Origin of the sequence: Actinoplanes cyaneus, assembly GCF_016862095.1 — a bacterium.
Taxonomy (GTDB): Bacteria; Actinomycetota; Actinomycetes; order Mycobacteriales; family Micromonosporaceae; genus Actinoplanes; species Actinoplanes cyaneus.
Genome location: NZ_BOMH01000027.1, coordinates 68,752 through 86,140, shown reverse-complemented (window position 1 = coordinate 86,140; position 17,389 = coordinate 68,752). Strand labels below are relative to the sequence as shown.

The following is a 17,389-nucleotide window of genomic DNA, read 5'->3' as shown; positions in this document are numbered from 1 at the left end:
CGGGGCACGCGATCGCGTGCCCCGGCTCCGGCCCGGTCAGGTGGGGGGTGGCCCGCCGTTCCTGTCTCCTGGACGCCTCACGGTGGCGATTTGTGTAACGCGCGGAATCGCCGACCGCGCGGGCGCCCGGCGTGGGAAGCTCTCGGCAGGAGACCGCCGGCGGCATCGGTACGGGGGAGAACCATGCACCTGAGTCCACCTCTGCGACACTGGCACCCGCTTCGTGGCGGGCGGCGCGTGGTGACCGAGATGAGTCACACGCCCAGCGAGTTGCTCGTGATCGCCGGCGCCTGGCTGACCGTCGGGCCGCTGATCTTCGACCACCATGCGGCCACCGCGCCGTACGCCGGCTGGAGTGACGTCCTTTCCGGCCTGGTCCTGGTCGCGCTCGGCTATGTGGAAGCGGTTCATCCGGCCGGCACCACCAGGTTGACCCTGGTCACCGCGATGGTCGGGGTCTGGGTGATGCTGTCGCCGTTCGTCCGCGGCTACGCCGACTCGGCCGGCGCGACCTGGAACGACCTGCTCACCGGCGCGGTCGTGATCGCGCTGAGCACGGCCGGCTGGGTGACGAGCAGCGCCCAGCGCGCGTCGGAGGCGTGGATCCGCGAGATCGAGAAGGCGCGGGCCCGCCGCAGCCAGCGCGGCTACCGCTGACGCCCGCCCGCGCAGGCTGGCCGGCGCAGGCTGGTCGGCCTGACGCCTCGTGACGGTCAGGCTCCGCTGTAGGCGCCGCTCAAGATGTCCTCGATCAGGGTCGGTCCGGCCGGTTTCCAGCTCAGCAGCTCCCGGGTGTACGCGCTGGACGCGTGCATGTCAAGCCCGAAGAAGGTGCCGACCACCCCGAAGTGTGCGTCCGCCTCCGCCGGGCCGATCGAGGCCGTCGGCAGGCCGAGCGCTTCGGCGAGCGCCTCCGCGATCGCCCGCGTCGGCACCGACTCCTCCGCGACGGCGTGCAGCCGCACCCCGGCCGGTGCGCTCTCGAGACCGATCCTGATCAGCCGAGCGGCGTCCGTCCGGTGCACCGCCGACCACTGCGCCGAGCCGTCCCCGAGGTATCCGGAGACGCCCGAACGCCGCGCCGCCTCCGCGAGCCACGTCACGAACCCCCAGTCGCCGGCGCCGTGCACCGACGGCGCGAACCGGACCGCCATCGATCGCACACCCCGGCTCGCGTAGTCGAGCGCCAGGTTCTCGCTGCCGCCCCGGTCCGACCCGGGCCCGACGGCGGGCGACGGGTCGGATTCGAGGGCCGCGCGCCCCCGGACCAGCCCGGAGATCCCGTTCGCGATCGCGAACGGCCGCTCGCTGCCCGCCAGGGTCTCCAGCATCGCCTCGACCGCGGCCCGCTCCGTCCGATCATTGTCGGACGGGTTGGCCCAGTCGTGCTTGTTGGCGAGGTGGACCACGGCGTCCGACTCCCCGGCGCCGCGCCGCAACGAATCAAGATCGTCAAGATTTCCCCGTACGGCGACAGCGCCCTTGCCCTCGAGCGCCGCCGCACCGGCGTCGGAGCGGGCGAGCCCCGCCACCTCGTGCCCGGCTCCGAGCAGCTCGTCGACGGTCGCCGACCCGATCCAACCGGTCGCCCCGGTCACGAAAACACGCATGCGCGCTCCTGAGAACGTGGTACCTCCATTACGAGGCACCGTGTATCGAAACGCTAACACGTGTCTCGCATTAAAACGAGGCACGGTGTCTCGCTAAGATGCCCAGTGTGACGCAGCACAACGCCAAAGTCGGCCGCCCCCGCAGTGAGCAGGCCCGCGACGCCGTCCTCCACGCGGCCGACGACCTGCTGGAAGAGGTTGGCTACGCCGCGCTGACCGTGAAAGGCATCGCCGAGCGCGCCGGCGTCGGCCGCCAGACCGTCTACCGCTGGTGGTCCACGAAGGCCGAGATCCTGTTCGAGGCGTGCGTCACCGACGCGGAGGAGGAACTGTCCGTCCCCCGGGAGCCGGACCCGGCGGCCGACCTCGCGTCCTACCTGACCGCGCTCGTCACCTTCCTGGCCCGCTCACCGGCCGGCGCCGCGTACCGGGCGCTGCTCGCCGCGGCTCAGCACGACCGGGCCGTCAAGGAACTGATCGCGACCCGGGACGTTCTCGCCGACAGCGCGCGCACGGTCCTCGCCCGCAACGGCCTGCCCACGTCCGACGAGGCCGCCGCCCGCGTCATCGGCACCCCGTTCTTCTGGGTCATGAGCGGGCGGGACCCGGACGGGCTGCACCCCGGTGAGCTGGCTCGCGACCTGATGCGCGACCTCGCTCCGCCGAACTGAACCAGCGACCCGGCAGGCGCCGGGCATGGCCGTACGCGCCAGGCCCCGGTCCTGATCCGATCCGGTCAGAGAAGTGCGGAGGCGGTCAGCTCGACCGATCGGACGCGGTCCTCGATCTGCGTCGACTGGTGGGCGATGATCAGCTCGTCGGCCTGCGCCTCCTCGGCGAACGTGGTCAGATACGCGGCGACCTCATCCGGGGTGCCCACCGCCGAGTAGGTGAGCATCGCGGCGAGCTGACGGCCGTTCGGCGTGGTCAGGAACTCGTCGATCTCCTCGTCGGTGTAGTCGGCCGGGCCGGAGGACCGCGTGATCAGACCGCGCACGAGCGTACGGCGCGTCGTGGCGAACTGCCGCTGTGCGTCCTCGGCCGAGTCGGCGGCGACCACGTTCACGCCGGCGATCACGTACGGCGCGCTCAGCTGCTTCGACGGCGTGAACTCGTCGCGGTACAACGCGATCGCCTGCTTCAACAGGCCGGGCGAGAAGTGCGAGGCGAAAGCGTAGGGCAGCCCGTACGCGGCGGCGAGCTTCGCCCCGAACATCGACGAGCCCAGAATGTAGAGCGGCACGTCCGTCCCCGCGCCCGGCGTCGCCCGGACGCCCTCGACCAGGGACTCGTCGCTCAGATAGCCCTGCAACTCCAGGACGTCCTGCGGGAAGCTCTCCGCCGACATCGGGTTCCGGCGCATCGCCCGCATCGTGACCTGGTCACTTCCGGGCGCGCGGCCCAGCCCCAGATCGATGCGCCCGGGATACAGCGACTCCAGCGTGCCGAACTGCTCGGCAATCGTGAGCGGCGCGTGGTTGGGCAGCATGATGCCGCCGGCCCCGAGGCGGATCGTCGAGGTCCGACCGGCGACATGCCCGATCAGCAGGCTCGTCGCGCTCGACGCGATCCGCGCCATGTTGTGGTGCTCGGCATACCAGACCCGCTCGTAACCGTGCCGCTCGGCGGCCTGCGCCATCGCCACGGAGTTCCCGAACGCCTGCGCGACGGTGCCGCCGGGCGTGATCGGCGCGAGGTCAAGAACGGACAGGCGCGGCTTCGCCGAGAAAGTGCTCGTCATGAGGTTGTGCAACGCCCGGCCCGGCCGCTTCGTTCCCGCGCCGGACCGGGCGTTGATCACACCGGCCTCCGGCTCGCTGCCCGGGGTCCGGCTGGTGCTCATGGTCGTTATGAGGAACGAATAACGACCATGAGCACCAGCCGGGAGGGCTACTCGTCGGGGGAGGGTTCCCACAGCTCGTGGTGGCGGCGGGCCCAGGCGCGCGAGACGAAGCCGGTGCGCAGGCCGGCGCGCGCCTCCGGGTCGTTGGAGGCCATCCACATGTGGCCGGTGACCAGCGCGCCGAGCAGCAGCGCGCCCCAGTCGTGGACGAACGTCGCGCCGGTGCGATAGACCAGCGGCGCGAGCCGGGGGAACCACATGATCAGGCCGGTGCCGAGCATGACGAGGGTGCCGCCCGCGGCGAGCGACGCGTACAGCTTCTGGCCGGCGTTGAACTTGGCGGACGGGTGCGGGCGGCGGCGCAGCACGGAGCGCAACCAGCCCCGGTCGTGCGGGCCGAAACGGTTCAGCCGGGCGAGGTCGGCGCGGAACGCCCGGGACAGCAGCCCCGCCAGCACCGGGACGAGCGCGGCGATGCCGGACCACTCGTGGACGGTGACGAGCAGGTCGCGCCGGCCGGCGAGCTCGCTCAGCAGTGGCAGGTACAGGAACGCGGCGGTGACCATCGTCGTACCCAGCAGGGCGGCGGTCGCGCGGTGGATCCAGCGCTCGGCGACGGTGAAGCGCCGCAGCGGCGCGTCAGGAGGTGGGATGGTCATCACGCCCGTTCGAGCTGCCGACCCAGCCGTCGACGTCGTAACCGCGCTTCTCCCAGTACCCCGGGGTCACCTCGTCGGTGACGGTGATCCCGGCCAGCCACTTCGCCGACTTGTAGAAGTACATCGGGGCGGCGTACAACCGGACCGGGCCACCGTGCGCGTCGGTGATCGGCTCGTCGCGCATCCCGTAGGCGACGAGCATGTCCGGGCGCCGCGCCTGCTCCAGCGTCAGGCTCTCGGTGTAGACGCCGTCGAAACACGTGAACCGCAGCGCCATCGCGCCCGGCCTGACCCCGGCCGCCGCCAGCACGTCCGACAGCAGGACACCGGTGAACGCGGTCTGCGGCACGCGCCAGCCGGTCACGCATTGCACGTCCCGCACCAGACGAGTGCTCGGCAGGTCCTCTTTCAACTGCTTGAGTGTGTACGTCGTGGGCCGCTCGACCAGCCCGTCCACCGTCAACCGGTAGTTGTCCGCGGACCGGTGCGGGACACTCGCCGCGACGGAGTAGAACCGGAAGCCGCCACCACCCGGGAGCAGCCCGGTCAGGCCCGTCGGGTCCTTGCTGGCGACCGTCGCGAGCACGCCGTCGGTTGCTTTCTGCACCCGCGCGCCGACCGCGACCCCGGCGGCGCCCAGCGCGAGCACGCCGAGGACGACCCGCCGCCCGACCGGCGTGCCCCGGCGCTCGTCCGCTGTCATCGCCCGGCCGGCATTCAGCTCAGCATCTCGGCGACGTCCTTGCCGATCTCCTCGGGGGTGACCTTCGGCTCGTACCGCCGGATCACCGTGCCGTCCCGGTCGACCAGGAACTTCGTGAAGTTCCACCGCACGTCCTCGGCGGGGTCCACGTGCCCCCGCAGGTACTCGTAGAGCGGCGCGGCATCGGGCCCGTTGACGTCCACCTTGGCGAGGACCGGGAACGTCACGTCGTAGTTGACCGAGCAGAACTCCTGGATCTCCGCGTCCGTGCCCGGCTCCTGAGCGCCGAACTGGTTGCACGGGAACCCGAGAACCTGCAGGCCACGGTCGCCGAACTCGCGGTGCAGCGCCTCCAGCCCGGCATACTGCGGGGTCATGCCGCACCGGCTGGCCACGTTGACGATCAGCAGGACGCGGCCGGCGTAGTCGCTGAGCTGCTGCTTCCCACCGTCGGCCGTGGTGACGACGAAGTCATGGACAGTCATGGGAGGACTCCTTGTCGAGGCGAGCGCTCGCGCAACCGTACTGCAGGATGGTGAAACCCGATCGCGTCACCGGGCTGTCCGCGGAATCAGGTGTGGAGTCTGCCGTGGGGAGAGGCGGCGGCGGGCGGTGAGGTCGGCGGCGGCGGTCTGCCACCGCGGGTGGTCGAAGGTGAAGCCCGCTTCGGTGAGCCGGCCCGGGATGACGCGGCGGCTCTTCAGCAGCAGCTCGGTGTCGGAGCGAAGGGCGAAGGCGCCGAGCTCGGCCATGGGCCGGGTGGCGGGGAGACCGAACGGGATCCGCCAGGCTGAGCGCAGGTCTCGCATGAACTCGCGCTGAGGCAAAGGCGTGGGAGCGGCCAGGTTCACGGCGCCGGTGAGGTCGTCGTGGTCGATCAGGAAGCGGATGGCGCGGACGAAGTCCTGGTCGTGGATCCAGGAGACGTACTGACGGCCGCCCGCCACCGGGCCGCCCAGGCCGAGCCGGGCGAGGCGGCTGAGGACGTCGAAGACGCCTCCGCGGTCCGGGCTCATCACCATGGCGGACCGCAGGGCGACCTTGCGGGTGTGCGGAGTGGCTGCTCGTTCCTGCTCGGCCTCCCAGTTCTGGGCGATCCTGATGCTGTAGGACCAATAGCCGGGCACTCCCGGCTCGTGGCCGCCGATCAGGCCGGTGTGCTCGTCGTTGGGCGCGTCGAACCGGTGCGCGTAGATCGTCGCGGTGCTCATCTGCAGCCAGACCTTCGGCGGCCGGGCTGCCGCGGCGATGGCGTCACCGACCACGCGGGCGGACTCGACGCGTGAGTTCATCATCGCTGCGAGGTTCTCCCGGGTGTAGCGGCAGCTGACGCTTCGGCCGGCCAGGTTGATGACGACGTCGCTGCCGTCGATCTCGGCGGCCCAGTCCCCGAGCGTCGAGCCGTCCCAGTGGACCTGCCGCTCCCCTCGGGGTGAGCGGGTCAGGACCACCACGTCGTGTCCGTCGGCGGTCAGCGCCCGGTCGAGGATCGTGCCGACCTGGCCGGTTCCGCCGGGAATGACGACCTTCATGAGTCCCCCTGAATGACTGTTGAGCGGTCGCTCAAAACTCAGCATAGGTCGTTTTGAGCGACCGCTCAACACCGGGTCAGCGGGTCAGCAGCTCGCGGAGTTCCGCCGTGACCAGGGCGGGGTCCTCCTCGGCCATGAAGTGGCCGCACGTGACCGGCACATGGCGAAGGTCCGGGGCCCACGCCTTCCACAGCCCGGCCGCGTCGAAGCCGAGCATCGCGCCCCAGTCCTGCTGCAGGACGGTGACCGGCATGGTCAGGGTGCGCCCGGCGGCGCGGTCGGCCCGGTCGTGCTCGACGTCGACGCCGGCCGACGCGCGGTAGTCGGCGACGATCGACGGGATGGCGGCCCGGGAGGCGTCGAGGTACACGCGGCGTACGTCGTCGGGAATGGCCTTCGGGTCGTTGGTCCACAGGTCGAGGAAGTGGCCGAAGAACTCGTCGGACGCGCCGGCGATCATCCTCTCGGGCAGACCGGGCGGCTGGGCCATCAGATACAGGTGGAAGCCGACCTGGGCGCTCACCCCGTGCATGACGTCCCACATGTCGAGGGTCGGCAGCACGTCGAGCGACGCCAGGTGGGTGACGTTCTCCGGGTGGTCGAGGCCGGCGCGGATCGCGACCAGGGCGCCCCGGTCGTGTCCGGCCAGGGCGAACCTGTCCTGGCCGAGGGCTCTGGCGAGGGCCACCACGTCGGCGGCCATGGTGCGTTTGGAGTAGGTGTCCGGCCCGTCCCCGGCGGGCTTGTCGCTGGCGCCGTACCCCCGCAGGTCCGGGCAGATCACGGTGTGGTCGGTGGCCAGGTCGGCGGCGACGTGCCGCCACATCAGGTGGGTCTGCGGGAAGCCGTGCAGCAGGACGATCGGGCTGCCCGACCCGGCGATCGCGGCGCTGAGCTCCACGTTGTCGGCGACCGGGACGCGTACGTGCTGGAAGTTCATGAGAGCCACTCTGCGGTGGCCGGATGAGCAACGAATGAGCGCCAACGTAGCGTGACGAGGTGATCCGATTCGGCGTTCTCGGGCCCGTCGTCGCCGAGGACGAGCAGGGCCGGCCTGTCGCGCTCAAGGGCCCGATGCACCGGGCCGTGCTGGCGCGGCTGCTGGTGGCGCGGCGTCGGGTCGTACCCACCAATGACCTTGTCCTTGATCTGTGGGTCTCGCCTCCGGACGGCGCGGTGGCCGCCGTGCGGACGTTCGTGGCGGCGCTGCGCAGGGCGATCGAACCGGACCGCCCGGCGAGGGCGCCCGCGACGTTGCTGACCACCCAGGGCTCGGGGTACGCGTTGAGGTGCGCACCCGATCAGGTGGACGCCTGGCGGTTCGAGCAGGCCGTCGCGGACGTGAGCACGGCGGCACCGGCCACCGCCCTGGCCCGGCTGGACGAGGCGCTCGGCTGGTGGCGCGGTCCCGCGTACGCGGATTTCCCGGAGGCCGCCTGGCCGCGTGCCGATCGTGCCCGCCTGGCCGAGCTGCGGCTGCAGGCCGTGGAGCGGCGGGTCGAGGCGCTTCTCGGCCTGGGTCGCGCCGCCGAGGCGGTGCCGGAGCTGGACGAGCATGTCACCGCGCACCCGTGGCGCGAGCAGGGCTGGCGGCTGTTGGCCCTGGCGCTCTACCGGTCGGGGCGGCAGGGCGACGCGCTCGCCGTGCTGCGCCGGGCGCGGGAGCTGCTCGCCGGGCAGCTCGGGCTGGAGCCCGGCCCGGCGCTGCGCACCCTGGAGATCGACATCCTGCGGCAGGAGCCGGGCCTGGACGCTCCCGGTCGCCCGGATCCGGCCGGCGAGGTGCTGTCGCGGGCCGCGTCCGCCTACGAGCAGGTCGGCGCCGGGGCGCGGCTGGAGTCCGCGGTGGGGCTGCTGCGCAACCTGGCCGTCACCGGCGCGGGCGGCCTGGAGGTGGCCCGGGAGCAGCGGGCCGCCGCGGTCGCGGCCGCCGAGCAGCTCGGCGACCCCGGGCTGACCGCGCGGGTGATCGGCGCCTACGACGTGCCGGCGATCTGGCCCCGTGCCGACGACGCCGGGCAGGCCGCCGGCATCGTCGCCGCCGCCGAGCGAGCCCTCGCGGGGCTGCCCCGGACGGGCCACGACCCGGCCCGGGCCCGGCTGCTGGCCACCATCGCTGTCGAATCGCGCGGCACCCGTGATCCCCGGCCGCGGGAGTGCGCCCGGCAGGCCGAGACGATCGCCCGCGAGCTGGACGACCCCGCGCTGCTGGCGTTCGCGCTGAACGGCGTGTTCATGCAGAGCTGCCGTACGGCCGGCGGATCGGTGCGCCGTGACCGGATCGGCGCCGAGCTGGTGACCCTGGCGAACCGGCACGGCCTGGCGACAGTGGAGGTGCTCGGCCACCTGATCCGGCTGCAGTCGAGTTGCGCGGTGGCCGCGTTCGACCGGGCCGACCGGCACGCGCTGGCCGCCGACGAGCTGGCCGGGCGCCACGAGCGGCCCCTGGTCGGCGTGTTCACGCAGTGGTACCGGGCGCTGCGCGCCGACCTGGCCGAGCAGGTGCCGGCCGCGCGGGCCGAGTCGGCGTACCGTGCCGCGGCGGCCCGGCTGGACGAGGCGGGGATGCCGGGCATGCGGGACGGCCTGCTACCACTGGCGTTGCTGGGCCTGCGCCTGCGCCGGGCCCTGCCGCTGGTCTCCGGGGACGACGACTTCGGGCCGTACGAGCCCTGGGTGCGCCCCCTGCTCGAACCCGGCCGGGCCGCGCTCGCCGACGTGCCGGAACCACCCGCGGACCTGCTCGCCGAGGCGCTGTGGTGCCTGCTCGGGCGGGCCGCGATCGCCGCCGGCGACCCGGCCGCCATGGTCCGTGCCCGGCAGGCGCTGGCCCCGGCGGCGGGGGAGTGGGCCGGGGCAGCGAGCGGGGCGCTCACGGTCGGTGCCGTCGCGGATCACCTGGTGGCGCTGGACGCCGCCCTCGGTGAGGCGTGACCCCGGCGGAGGACTGGGTTCGCCGCCGCGACTTCCGTCTCCGCCAAAAGTCGTAGTGCGGTCCGCCGGGCATAGACCTTGGACGGATGACCACGGTGGAGCCCGGCGGGCAGGATCGCTTGCATGCGCCCGGCATGCTCACGGGGCGGCGCGACGGGGGAGGAAGAACGGATGTCGATCACGGGGGAACGGCCGGTGGAGACGCGCGAGGAGATCTCGCCTCGGTGGGTGCGGCCACCGTCGTCACGGCGCGCCGTGGCGCGGCTGGTGCAGTTCGTCGGCGCGGCCAGTGCGGTCTTCTCCGCGCTGCCACCCCGGCACCACCGGTTCTCGCTGCTGGCCGACATGATCCCGACCGCCGGGCTGATCACCGCCCGGGTGGCGGCCGCGGTCGTCGGCGTCCTGCTGGTCTACCTGGGCTCCGGCCTGCGCCGGGGCAAGCGCCGGGCCTGGCAGCTCGCCCTGGTCCTGTCGCTGATCGGCGTCGCGGCGCACACCGTCAAGGGCGGGCTGGTGCCGACGATCTTCGCGGGTGGCATCGCCGCGCTGCTGGTGGCCCGGCGGGACGACTTCACGGCCGAGGGTGACCGCCGCAACCGGTGGCGGGCATTGCGGGCCTGCGCGACGTTCCTCGGGGCCGGCTTCGCGCTCGGGTTCGCCGAGATCGCCGTCCGGGTCAATCACCTCGACGGGCGGCCGGGTGTGCTGACCTGGGCCGGGCACGCCGCGCTGGGGCTGCTCGGGGTCACCGGGCCGGTGCACTTCCGGTCGCCGCTGGGCGGCCTCACGGTGTCGATCACCACTGGCGCGTTCGGGTTGCTCGCGTTCGTGTCCGGCGCACTCCTGCTGCTGCGTCCCAGCACCGGGACGTGCGTCGCGGGAACCGGCGGTGACGACGACCGGGCCCGGCTGCGCGAGATGCTGGACCGGCACGGCGACGACGACTCGCTCGGCTACTTCGCGCTGCGCAGCGACAAGCAGCTCGTCTGGGCGCCGTCCGGCAAGGCCGCCATCGCGTACCGGGTGATCAACGGGGTGAGCCTGGCGTCGGGCGACCCGCTCGGCCTGCCGTCCGAGTGGCCCCGGGCGATCGGGCAATGGCTCACCGACTGCGCCGCCCACGGGTGGACGCCGGCGGTGCTGGGGTGTGGCACGAGCGGCGGGAAGGCATACCGGAAATCGGGTCTGGACGTGATCGAGCTCGGCGACGAGGCGATCGTCGCGCCGGCGCGGTTCTCGCTCGACGGGCGCGCCATGCGGGGCGTGCGGCAGGCAGTGGCCCGGATGCGCCGCGCCGGCTACACGTGTGCGGTCCTGCGGCAGCGCGACCTGCCGCCGGAGACCCTCGCCGAGGTGGTGAGCTGCGCCGACGCGCTGCGGGACGGCAAGGTCGAGCGCGGTTTCTCGATGGCGCTGTCCCGGCTCGGCGACCCCGCCGACGCTGATTGCCTGCTGGTGCTCTGCCGTGACGAGGCCGGCGAGCTGCGCGGGGTGCTGCAGTTCGTGCCGTGGGGCCGCCGGGGCCTGTCGCTGGACCTGATGCGCGGGGACCGGACCGCGCCGAACGGCCTGACCGAGCTGATGGTCGTCTCCGCGATCGAGGCCGCGGGCGCCCTCGGTGTCCAGCGGATCTCGCTGAACTTCGCCGTGCTGCGCTCGGTCTTCGCCCGTGCCGAGGAGCTGGGCGCCGGGCCGGTCATCCGGCTGTGGTGCCGGGTCCTGCGGGCCGCCTCCCGGCTGTGGCAGATCGAATCGCTGTACCGGGCGAACGCGAAGTACCTGCCGGACTGGCAGCCCCGGTTCCTCTGCTTCCCGTCGGCACGGGACCTGCCGCGCATCGCGGTCGCGGCCCTCAGCGCCGAGTCGTTCCTGCCGGCGCCCGGCACACCGGCCACGATCGCGGCGCGCGTACGACGCGCCGGGCCGGCGGCGTGAGGCTGACCGGGCTGCCGCTGATCCTGCTCGCCGGAGCGCTGACGATCGCCACGGTCGTCGCGACCGTGCGCTGGTGGCGGCGGCTGCCGATCCGGATCGCGGGCCTGCTCGTGATGGAGGTGCTGCTCGTGCTCGAGGCCGGCCTGATCGCCAATCGGATGGCCCGCTTCTACCCGTCCTGGCAGGCGCTCGGCGGCACGCCCGAGGTCGCGGTCGTGGCGGCCACCACGGCCGGGCGTCTCGACGCGTCCATCGCCGCCGGCGAGGCGATCCCGTGGACGCCGCCGGGATCCGGGAGCTGGGGCCTGGCCACCACGCCGCTGGTCGTCGTGCCGCCCGACTACCTGACCTGTCCGGATCGGAGGTTCCCGGTCGTCATCGTGCTGACCGGGGTCACGCCACGACCTGCCGAGGGTGTCCTGAGCGTCGTCCTCGCGCCGACCGCGCGGACCAACGCCGCGTCGCTGGCCACGGTCCCGGCAGCGCTGAGTGCCGACTTCCGGGTCACCGACACGTACGCGGTCGTCGCCGGACCGGGCCCGGCCCAGCCGGGGCTCCACGCGCTGCGATCGTTCGACGAGGCCGTCCGGGAGCTCCCGCCGCCGCTGACCGCGCCGCACCGGTTGCCGTCGTGAGCATCGACGCGTCCCGGACGGTCGTGGTCACCGTCGTGGTCGCGCTCGCGGCGACCGTCACGCTCGCGCTGCTCTGGTACCGGATCCGATGGGCGGGCCGCGCCGCGCTGATCACCGGGGTCGTGCTCAGCGTGATCGCGGCGGCGGCGCTGCAGGTCAACCGGCTCACCGAGACGTACCCGAGCTGGGGGGACCTCGTCGGCTCGGCCTCCGTGGCGACGTCGCCGGCCGGCAAGCCAGGTCAAGGGCGGGTTGTCTGGTACGTCGTGAGCGGCCCGTCCAGTGGCATGAGCATGCCGATGGGCGTCTACCTGCCCGCTGCCTACTCCAGCCGGCCCGACCTGAGGTTCCCCGTGGTGGAGGCGCTGCACGGCTATCCGGGGGCGCCCCAGACGTGGACCGAGCGGCTCGGCATCGCCGCGAACCTCGACCGGGAGATCGCGGCCGGCAGGATGGCACCCACGGTCGTGCTGCTGCCGTACCTGACCCCGCAGCGGCTCGTCGACACCGAGTGCACCAACCTCACCGGGGGGCCGCAGGCGGAGACGTACCTGACCCGGGACGTGCCGGCCTGGGCGCTGGAGCACCTGCGTGTCCGGCCCGAGCCGGCCGCCTGGGGGCTGGCCGGCTTCTCGGCGGGCGGGTTCTGCGCGATGAACCTGGCGCTGCGCCATCCCGACCGGTACACGGCGGCGGCGAGCCTGTCCGGATACGCCGACCCCGGCATCAAGGTCGGCGACCACAGCGAGCGGACCGGCAACAACGTCGCCTGGCGGCTGACACACCTGCCGCAGCCACCGATCGCCCTCTGGGTCGGCTGGGCCGACGACGACCACGCCGCCCGCGACGGGTCCCGCCGCATCGCCCGGCTGGTCCGCGCGCCGCTGACCGTGACGACGGCGGTCGTCCCGCACGGCGGTCACAGCCTGGCGGTGTGGCGGCAGATGTCGGCGCCGGCCTTCGACTGGCTCTCGGCCCATCTGGCCCGGCCGCTCCCCGCCTGACCGATAGCCCGTTCGTGCCGGCCGATGTGCTCCGATGACATCGTCAGGGGCAGATGCGGCGGTACGGGAAGCCACTCGCGTAGGTCTGCCATTCGTCCCGCGTGAGGTCCCGGCCCACCAGCTCGCAGACCCGCCGCAACGCCACCTCGGCGCCGAGCAGGTGATCCGCGAGGACACCGCCGTCCGCAACGATCACCCGGGCGCCGTCGGCGGTGAACATCACCGGGCTCGAATTGAGCCGATAGATCTTGTGGATGAGGTGGCCGCTCCCCAGGTCGCGGACCTCGATGGCGACGCCGCGCTGGTCGGTGGTCTGCATCTCCAGGGCGATCCGGGCGCCCTGCCGGTCGAAGGCGGCGACACCGATGGAGTGGAAGCGCCGGAACTCGGTTCCGGTCGTGAGGTCCCGCACCACGACGTCGTTCCCGGTCGTCAACCCGAGCCATCTGCCGTCCGGGCTGAACACCGGGTTGCCGGCGGAGTAGGGCAGCGGGACTGCCGTGGCCGTGCCGGACGAGGTGTCCCACAGCACCGAGCGATGCGAGTCGGCGTCGCCGGCGAACAGGTACCGGCCGCCGGGGCCCAGTGCCAGCTCGGCCGGGAAGAACCCGTCGCCGAACGGGACGGGCACGATGGCTCCGGTCGCGGTGTTCACGACGTAGGCCCGGGATTCCTCGATCGCCACGAGGGAGGTGCCCGCATGGTCGGACATGACCGTCCGGAGCCGGCGCCACGGGCCGGGGAATGCCCGCGAGGTGGTGGGCCGGGTCTCGGTGTTCCACAGCCGCACCTGGTGAGCCGGGTCGACCCCGGCGATCATGCCGGCGCCGTCGCTGAGAGCCATGTCCTGTGGGTCGGCCGGGTCCCGGCTGATCTCGATCCTGGTACTCACCTCGGATCTCGGTGGGTCGAGCGTGACGGTTGTCGCCACCGGGCGTTCGAGCAGGGTCACGTGACGTCCGTCGGCCCACAGACCGAGGCTCGGTTGCGACTCCGGCACCGGTACGGGATCGAAATCGCCGAGGTGGACGATCTGGACCGGTCCGTCCTGGACGAAGGCGACGGTGCTTCCGTCCCCGCTCAGCGCGACGGTCTTGCCGCTCGACGAGGAATCGGTCGGCACGGTCCGCACCCGTGCCCGATCGCTGAGCCGGACCACGGCTCCACTCTCGAAGAACGCCCATCGGTTGTCGGCGCTGAACACCGGCAACTCGCCGACGCTCCTCTCGGGGCTGAACCCGGGACGTGGTGCCCGGCGCTCCAGATCCCACCAGACCATGCCGCCGCGACTCTGAACGGCCGCGACGCGACCGTCCCGGGTGCCGGCGAGACCGGTGATGGTTTCCTTCCTGTCGAGGCCGAACATCCGTAGCTCATCCGCCGGAAGGCTCACCTTGACCAGGTTCTGCCGCTGCCCGGTCGAGACGTCCCAGGTCACCAGGTCGGTCCCGTCGGCGACGGTGATCGTGGCGCTGTCACTGTTCCAGGCGAACTGGCAGCCCTGCTCGGCGGCGGGGCGGGGAATCGTGACCCCCTTGGCCAGCCGGTCGACGGACCACGACAGATAACCGTTCTCCGTGCACGCCACGAGGCGCCGGCCGTCCGGACTGAATCTCAGTTCGGACACCGACTCGGTCAGCTTCTTACCCGTCGGCAGAAGGACCAGGTCACCGGTGGCGTGCCGCCAGAGCTTGACCCTGGTCTCCCGCTGTCCGGTCTCGGCGAAGGCCACCACGTCACCGGCCGGCGCGAAGTCCATCGCACTGCCGCCGTAGGCATAGCCGACCACCGGCACGGCGTGCACGAGTGTCCGTCGTTCGACGTCCCACAACTCGATGCGGTTCGCTCCGGACACCGCCAGCAGGTGAGGATCGGACGGACTGAAGACGATCGCGCCGGCCGAGGCTTCGACCGGCAGGAGATGGGACACGAAGCGGTACCTGCTGGCCGCGAAGGTGAGGTTGCCCGTGGTCTCGTCGTTGGGGAAGAACCGGTAGGCGGCGGCCGCCAGAAGGAGCCCCAGGTCCTTGCGCGTGTCCGCCGAGCCACTGATCTCCTCGGCCTGACCGACCAGGTAACGGGCCTGCGACTTGTTCGCCTGTCGTGCCTTGTCCCGGCCCTGCTCGAGCGCGATCACCCCGAGCCCGGCCGCGACCAGCCCCAGCACGGTCAGCGCCGCGACGATGGCGCGTAATCGGCGGACCGAACGACCCTGATAGACCTTGCTCGCCACGATGTAGCGCCGCTCGGCGTCGCCGATGTCGTCGTCCCGCTCGCCGAGCCAGCGCACCGCCTCCGCCAGCGGCATCCCGCGCAGCAGCGTCCCCACGTCCCGGTCGAGCTTCTGCCATTCCAGGACGTCCTTGCGTACGTCCTCCTGCCAGGCGCGGAACGCATGGTCCTCGTCGGCCCACTGCCGCAGCCGGGACCATCCGTCGATGAGCGCCTCGTGCACCAGCTCCAGCGTCTCCGACCCGAGCGCGTCCCGTCCCGCTGTCACCAGCCGGGTCGCGGCCAGCCGCTGCCCCAGTTGCCAGCGCCGTTCGCCGAGCTCCGCGCGCCGGGCCACCCGCCGCACCGGCTCGCCGCTCTCGCCGGGCCGGACCAGTTGGGTGAGCAGCCGCCGGAACGGCTCCCGGTCGGCCGGCTCGACCTGCTCCTGGTAGACCTGCTCGGCATATCGGGCCAGGGCACCCTTCACCCCGCCCAGCTCGTGGTAGGCAGCGTGCGTGAGCCGCCCGTTCTCCTGCCGCTCCCAGAGCAGGGTGAGGGCGAACTCCAGCAGCGGCAGCCGGCCCGCCTCGTCGCCCACGTCGTCGAGGATCCGGTCGACCAGGCCCGGCTCGTACGCCATGCAGGCCGGCAACGGCTCCTCGATCACCTGCCGCAGCCGGTGCCGGTCCATCTCGCCGACCGCGGTCACCGACTCGCCCAGCGCCTCGGCGAGGGCCGGCAGTTGCAGTGCCTGCCCGAGGAAGTCGGCGCGCAGCGTGATCACGGCGGTCACGCCGCCCTCACCGAGACCGCTCAGCACGATCCCGGTGATCTCGGCCGCGTCCGCCGAGCCGAACACCTCCTCGAACTGGTCGACGATCAGCAACAGCCGCCGCGCCCCGGCGCGGGTGAGGATCCGGTCGACCACGTCGCGCAGGTGACCGTCGCGCAGCACCCCGGTGAGCCGGGCCAGGGCGGCCAGGCGCTCGGTCTCGGTCTGGTCCGGCTCCAGCAACGGCAGCAGGGCAGCCGCCAGGGCGGCGACCCCGGACGAGGCCCGCGCCGCCCGCATGGTGGCGGTGACCCAGTCCGGGCGCTGATGCACCACGGGCAGCAGGCCGCTGAAGACCAGCGAGGACTTGCCGGTGCCGGACGGGCCGACCACCGCCACGAAACTGCGCCGGCCGATCTCCTGCACCAGCTGGGCGGTGCGGTCCTCGCGGCCGAAGAACACCGCCGCGTCCTGTTCCCGGAACGCGGCCAGGCCACGGTACGGACACGGTGGCCGGGTGATGTCGGACAGCGACGTCCAGGCGCGGGTCAGCAGAGCGGTGGGAATCATGTACGCGGCGCGCAGATCGCCGTCGACCTCGGCGGCCACCGCCATGCCGACCACCGCGGCCAGCTCGTCGTCCCAGACCGGTGCCCCGCTGAAGCCCGGTTCGACGGTGTACCCCGTGGTGCCGCTGCTCTCCAGTTGCACCCAGCCGATGGCCTGCCGGCCGCGCAGGATTCCCGCCGCCCACACGCCGTCCTCCCGGCCGCCGGAGAAGCCGAACAGCCGGCACGGGTGACCCCAGAGCTCGTCCTCGACGGCCATCCGGGCCGGGCGCGCGGCGGGTGGCGGATCCTCGGCGAGCGTGAGCACCGCGATGTCACCGGTGCCGTCGGCCAGCGCCGGCAGCAGCGCGGTGATCTCCGCGTCCAGCGTGGACGACCCTGGGAGCAGCGGAAACTCGACCCGCGCGCGGCCCGCCCGCTGCACGACGTGCGCGCAGGTCAGCACCGTGCGCCCGGCGACCAGGAAGCCGGCTCCGACAGCCGAGCCGTCCTCGCCGCGAACGCGGACGATCGCCGGCTCCAGCCCGCCGGCCAGTGGCGTCGCGACCGGAACCGCGAGCTCAGGCATTCCGGGTCCACTTGAGAATCACCTTGAAGTGGGCCTCGCCGCTCGACTCCGCGATCACGAACCCGGCCTTGGCCGTCAGCTTGAGCCCCAGCTCGACGTCGACCGCGTCGGGCGGGAGCGGGACCGCTCGCGCCTGGCGGATCGCCTCCTGCCCCATCCGCGTCACCTGCGCGAGGGCACGGTCGAAGCTTTCCGAGGCGCGCCCGACGACCTCCCCGGCGCCGGCCCGCACCACTCCCTGGCCGCTCACTTCGACAGTCACGTGGTCGTCGTCCCCGACGGGAAGCTCAACATAGGCAGCCATACGGCCGTCCTACCAGCCCGGCGACGCCCCGGTGCCGACTCGGCGATCATTCCACCGATCTGCGACAGCGCCGTGCCACGGCGGGTTCCCACGGTGGTCGTCCGGGA

General features: G+C 72.7%; 15 protein-coding genes. 6 read left to right on the top strand and 9 right to left on the bottom strand.

Going from position 1 to position 17,389, the window contains the following annotated elements; genetic code table 11:
• Positions 1 to 249: 249 nt before the first annotated feature.
• Positions 250 to 657: an SPW repeat protein gene (locus tag Acy02nite_RS17375; RefSeq protein ID WP_203741818.1), complete on the top strand. Its 408-nt coding sequence runs from the start codon at positions 250 to 252 to the stop codon at positions 655 to 657.
• 56 nt (positions 658 to 713) lie between these two features.
• Here the strand turns inward: Acy02nite_RS17375 and Acy02nite_RS17370 are convergent, their stop codons facing one another.
• Positions 714 to 1,610: an SDR family oxidoreductase gene (locus tag Acy02nite_RS17370; RefSeq protein ID WP_203741816.1), complete on the bottom strand. Its 897-nt coding sequence runs from the start codon at positions 1,608 to 1,610 to the stop codon at positions 714 to 716.
• A 107-nt stretch (positions 1,611 to 1,717) separates the two neighbouring features.
• Here Acy02nite_RS17370 and Acy02nite_RS17365 point away from each other — a divergent pair, with 107 nt between their 5' ends.
• Positions 1,718 to 2,281: a TetR/AcrR family transcriptional regulator gene (locus Acy02nite_RS17365; protein WP_239174953.1), complete on the top strand. Its 564-nt coding sequence runs from the start codon at positions 1,718 to 1,720 to the stop codon at positions 2,279 to 2,281.
• Positions 2,282 to 2,346: 65 nt separating this feature from the next.
• Here Acy02nite_RS17365 and Acy02nite_RS17360 read toward each other — a convergent pair whose 3' ends face one another.
• The 6 genes from Acy02nite_RS17360 to Acy02nite_RS17335 all read right to left on the bottom strand — a co-directional run bounded on the left by Acy02nite_RS17360 (position 2,347) and on the right by Acy02nite_RS17335 (position 7,287).
• Positions 2,347 to 3,453: an LLM class flavin-dependent oxidoreductase gene (locus tag Acy02nite_RS17360; RefSeq protein WP_239174951.1), complete on the bottom strand. Its 1,107-nt coding sequence runs from the start codon at positions 3,451 to 3,453 to the stop codon at positions 2,347 to 2,349.
• A 47-nt stretch (positions 3,454 to 3,500) separates the two neighbouring features.
• Entirely contained in the window at positions 3,501 to 4,112 is a 612-nt protein-coding gene (locus Acy02nite_RS17355) for a cytochrome b/b6 domain-containing protein (protein WP_203741812.1), read from the bottom strand.
• A complete protein-coding gene (locus Acy02nite_RS17350) occupies positions 4,093 to 4,815 on the bottom strand; it encodes a molybdopterin-dependent oxidoreductase (protein WP_203741810.1) in 723 nt (240 codons plus the stop codon). The genes Acy02nite_RS17355 and Acy02nite_RS17350 overlap by 20 nt, the downstream gene beginning before the upstream one ends.
• A gap of 14 nt (positions 4,816 to 4,829) precedes the next feature.
• Positions 4,830 to 5,300: a glutathione peroxidase gene (locus Acy02nite_RS17345; protein WP_203741808.1), complete on the bottom strand. Its 471-nt coding sequence runs from the start codon at positions 5,298 to 5,300 to the stop codon at positions 4,830 to 4,832.
• Between the two features lie 66 nt (positions 5,301 to 5,366).
• Positions 5,367 to 6,347 (bottom strand): TIGR01777 family oxidoreductase, encoded by a 981-nt coding sequence (locus Acy02nite_RS17340; protein WP_203741806.1) that lies wholly within the window; start codon positions 6,345 to 6,347, stop codon positions 5,367 to 5,369.
• Between the two features lie 76 nt (positions 6,348 to 6,423).
• A complete protein-coding gene (locus Acy02nite_RS17335; protein ID WP_203741804.1) occupies positions 6,424 to 7,287 on the bottom strand; it encodes an alpha/beta fold hydrolase in 864 nt (287 codons plus the stop codon).
• 59 nt (positions 7,288 to 7,346) lie between these two features.
• On the opposite strand from Acy02nite_RS17335, the gene Acy02nite_RS17330 reads away from it, so the two are divergent.
• From Acy02nite_RS17330 to Acy02nite_RS17315, 4 genes are all read left to right on the top strand, one after another.
• Positions 7,347 to 9,281 carry an AfsR/SARP family transcriptional regulator gene (locus tag Acy02nite_RS17330; RefSeq protein ID WP_239174949.1) on the top strand — a complete coding sequence of 645 codons (1,935 nt, stop codon included), beginning with the start codon at positions 7,347 to 7,349 and terminating at the stop codon, positions 9,279 to 9,281.
• A 171-nt stretch (positions 9,282 to 9,452) separates the two neighbouring features.
• A complete protein-coding gene (locus Acy02nite_RS17325) occupies positions 9,453 to 11,216 on the top strand; it encodes a phosphatidylglycerol lysyltransferase domain-containing protein (RefSeq protein WP_203741803.1) in 1,764 nt (587 codons plus the stop codon).
• Positions 11,213 to 11,851 (top strand): hypothetical protein, encoded by a 639-nt coding sequence (locus tag Acy02nite_RS17320; RefSeq protein WP_203741802.1) that lies wholly within the window; start codon positions 11,213 to 11,215, stop codon positions 11,849 to 11,851. The genes Acy02nite_RS17325 and Acy02nite_RS17320 overlap by 4 nt, the downstream gene beginning before the upstream one ends.
• Entirely contained in the window at positions 11,848 to 12,855 is a 1,008-nt protein-coding gene (locus Acy02nite_RS17315; RefSeq protein ID WP_203741800.1) for an alpha/beta hydrolase, read from the top strand. Before Acy02nite_RS17320 ends, Acy02nite_RS17315 begins: the two co-directional genes overlap by 4 nt.
• 43 nt (positions 12,856 to 12,898) lie before the next feature.
• Here the strand turns inward: Acy02nite_RS17315 and Acy02nite_RS17310 are convergent, their stop codons facing one another.
• Together Acy02nite_RS17310 and Acy02nite_RS17305 are read right to left on the bottom strand one after the other, a co-directional pair.
• Positions 12,899 to 16,978 (bottom strand): nSTAND1 domain-containing NTPase, encoded by a 4,080-nt coding sequence (locus Acy02nite_RS17310; protein ID WP_203741798.1) that lies wholly within the window; start codon positions 16,976 to 16,978, stop codon positions 12,899 to 12,901.
• A complete protein-coding gene (locus Acy02nite_RS17305) occupies positions 16,971 to 17,282 on the bottom strand; it encodes a CU044_2847 family protein (protein WP_203741796.1) in 312 nt (103 codons plus the stop codon). The genes Acy02nite_RS17310 and Acy02nite_RS17305 overlap by 8 nt, the downstream gene beginning before the upstream one ends.
• Positions 17,283 to 17,389 lie beyond the last annotated feature (107 nt).

Excerpts from the sequence above, each read along its gene's own strand:
- Acy02nite_RS17325 (WP_203741803.1), top strand. The coding sequence starts at position 9,453 with ATGTCGATCACGGGGGAACGGCCGGTGGAGACGCGCGAGGAGATCTCG.
- Acy02nite_RS17355 (WP_203741812.1), bottom strand. The coding sequence starts at position 4,112 with ATGACCATCCCACCTCCTGACGCGCCGCTGCGGCGCTTCACCGTCGCC.
- Acy02nite_RS17350 (WP_203741810.1), bottom strand. The coding sequence starts at position 4,815 with ATGACAGCGGACGAGCGCCGGGGCACGCCGGTCGGGCGGCGGGTCGTC.
- Acy02nite_RS17310 (WP_203741798.1), bottom strand. The coding sequence starts at position 16,978 with ATGCCTGAGCTCGCGGTTCCGGTCGCGACGCCACTGGCCGGCGGGCTG.
- Acy02nite_RS17360 (WP_239174951.1), bottom strand. The coding sequence starts at position 3,453 with ATGAGCACCAGCCGGACCCCGGGCAGCGAGCCGGAGGCCGGTGTGATC.
- Acy02nite_RS17305 (WP_203741796.1), bottom strand. The coding sequence starts at position 17,282 with ATGGCTGCCTATGTTGAGCTTCCCGTCGGGGACGACGACCACGTGACT.
- Acy02nite_RS17340 (WP_203741806.1), bottom strand. The coding sequence starts at position 6,347 with ATGAAGGTCGTCATTCCCGGCGGAACCGGCCAGGTCGGCACGATCCTC.
- Acy02nite_RS17335 (WP_203741804.1), bottom strand. The coding sequence starts at position 7,287 with ATGAACTTCCAGCACGTACGCGTCCCGGTCGCCGACAACGTGGAGCTC.
- Acy02nite_RS17345 (WP_203741808.1), bottom strand. The coding sequence starts at position 5,300 with ATGACTGTCCATGACTTCGTCGTCACCACGGCCGACGGTGGGAAGCAG.
- Acy02nite_RS17375 (WP_203741818.1), top strand. The coding sequence starts at position 250 with ATGAGTCACACGCCCAGCGAGTTGCTCGTGATCGCCGGCGCCTGGCTG.
- Acy02nite_RS17370 (WP_203741816.1), bottom strand. The coding sequence starts at position 1,610 with ATGCGTGTTTTCGTGACCGGGGCGACCGGTTGGATCGGGTCGGCGACC.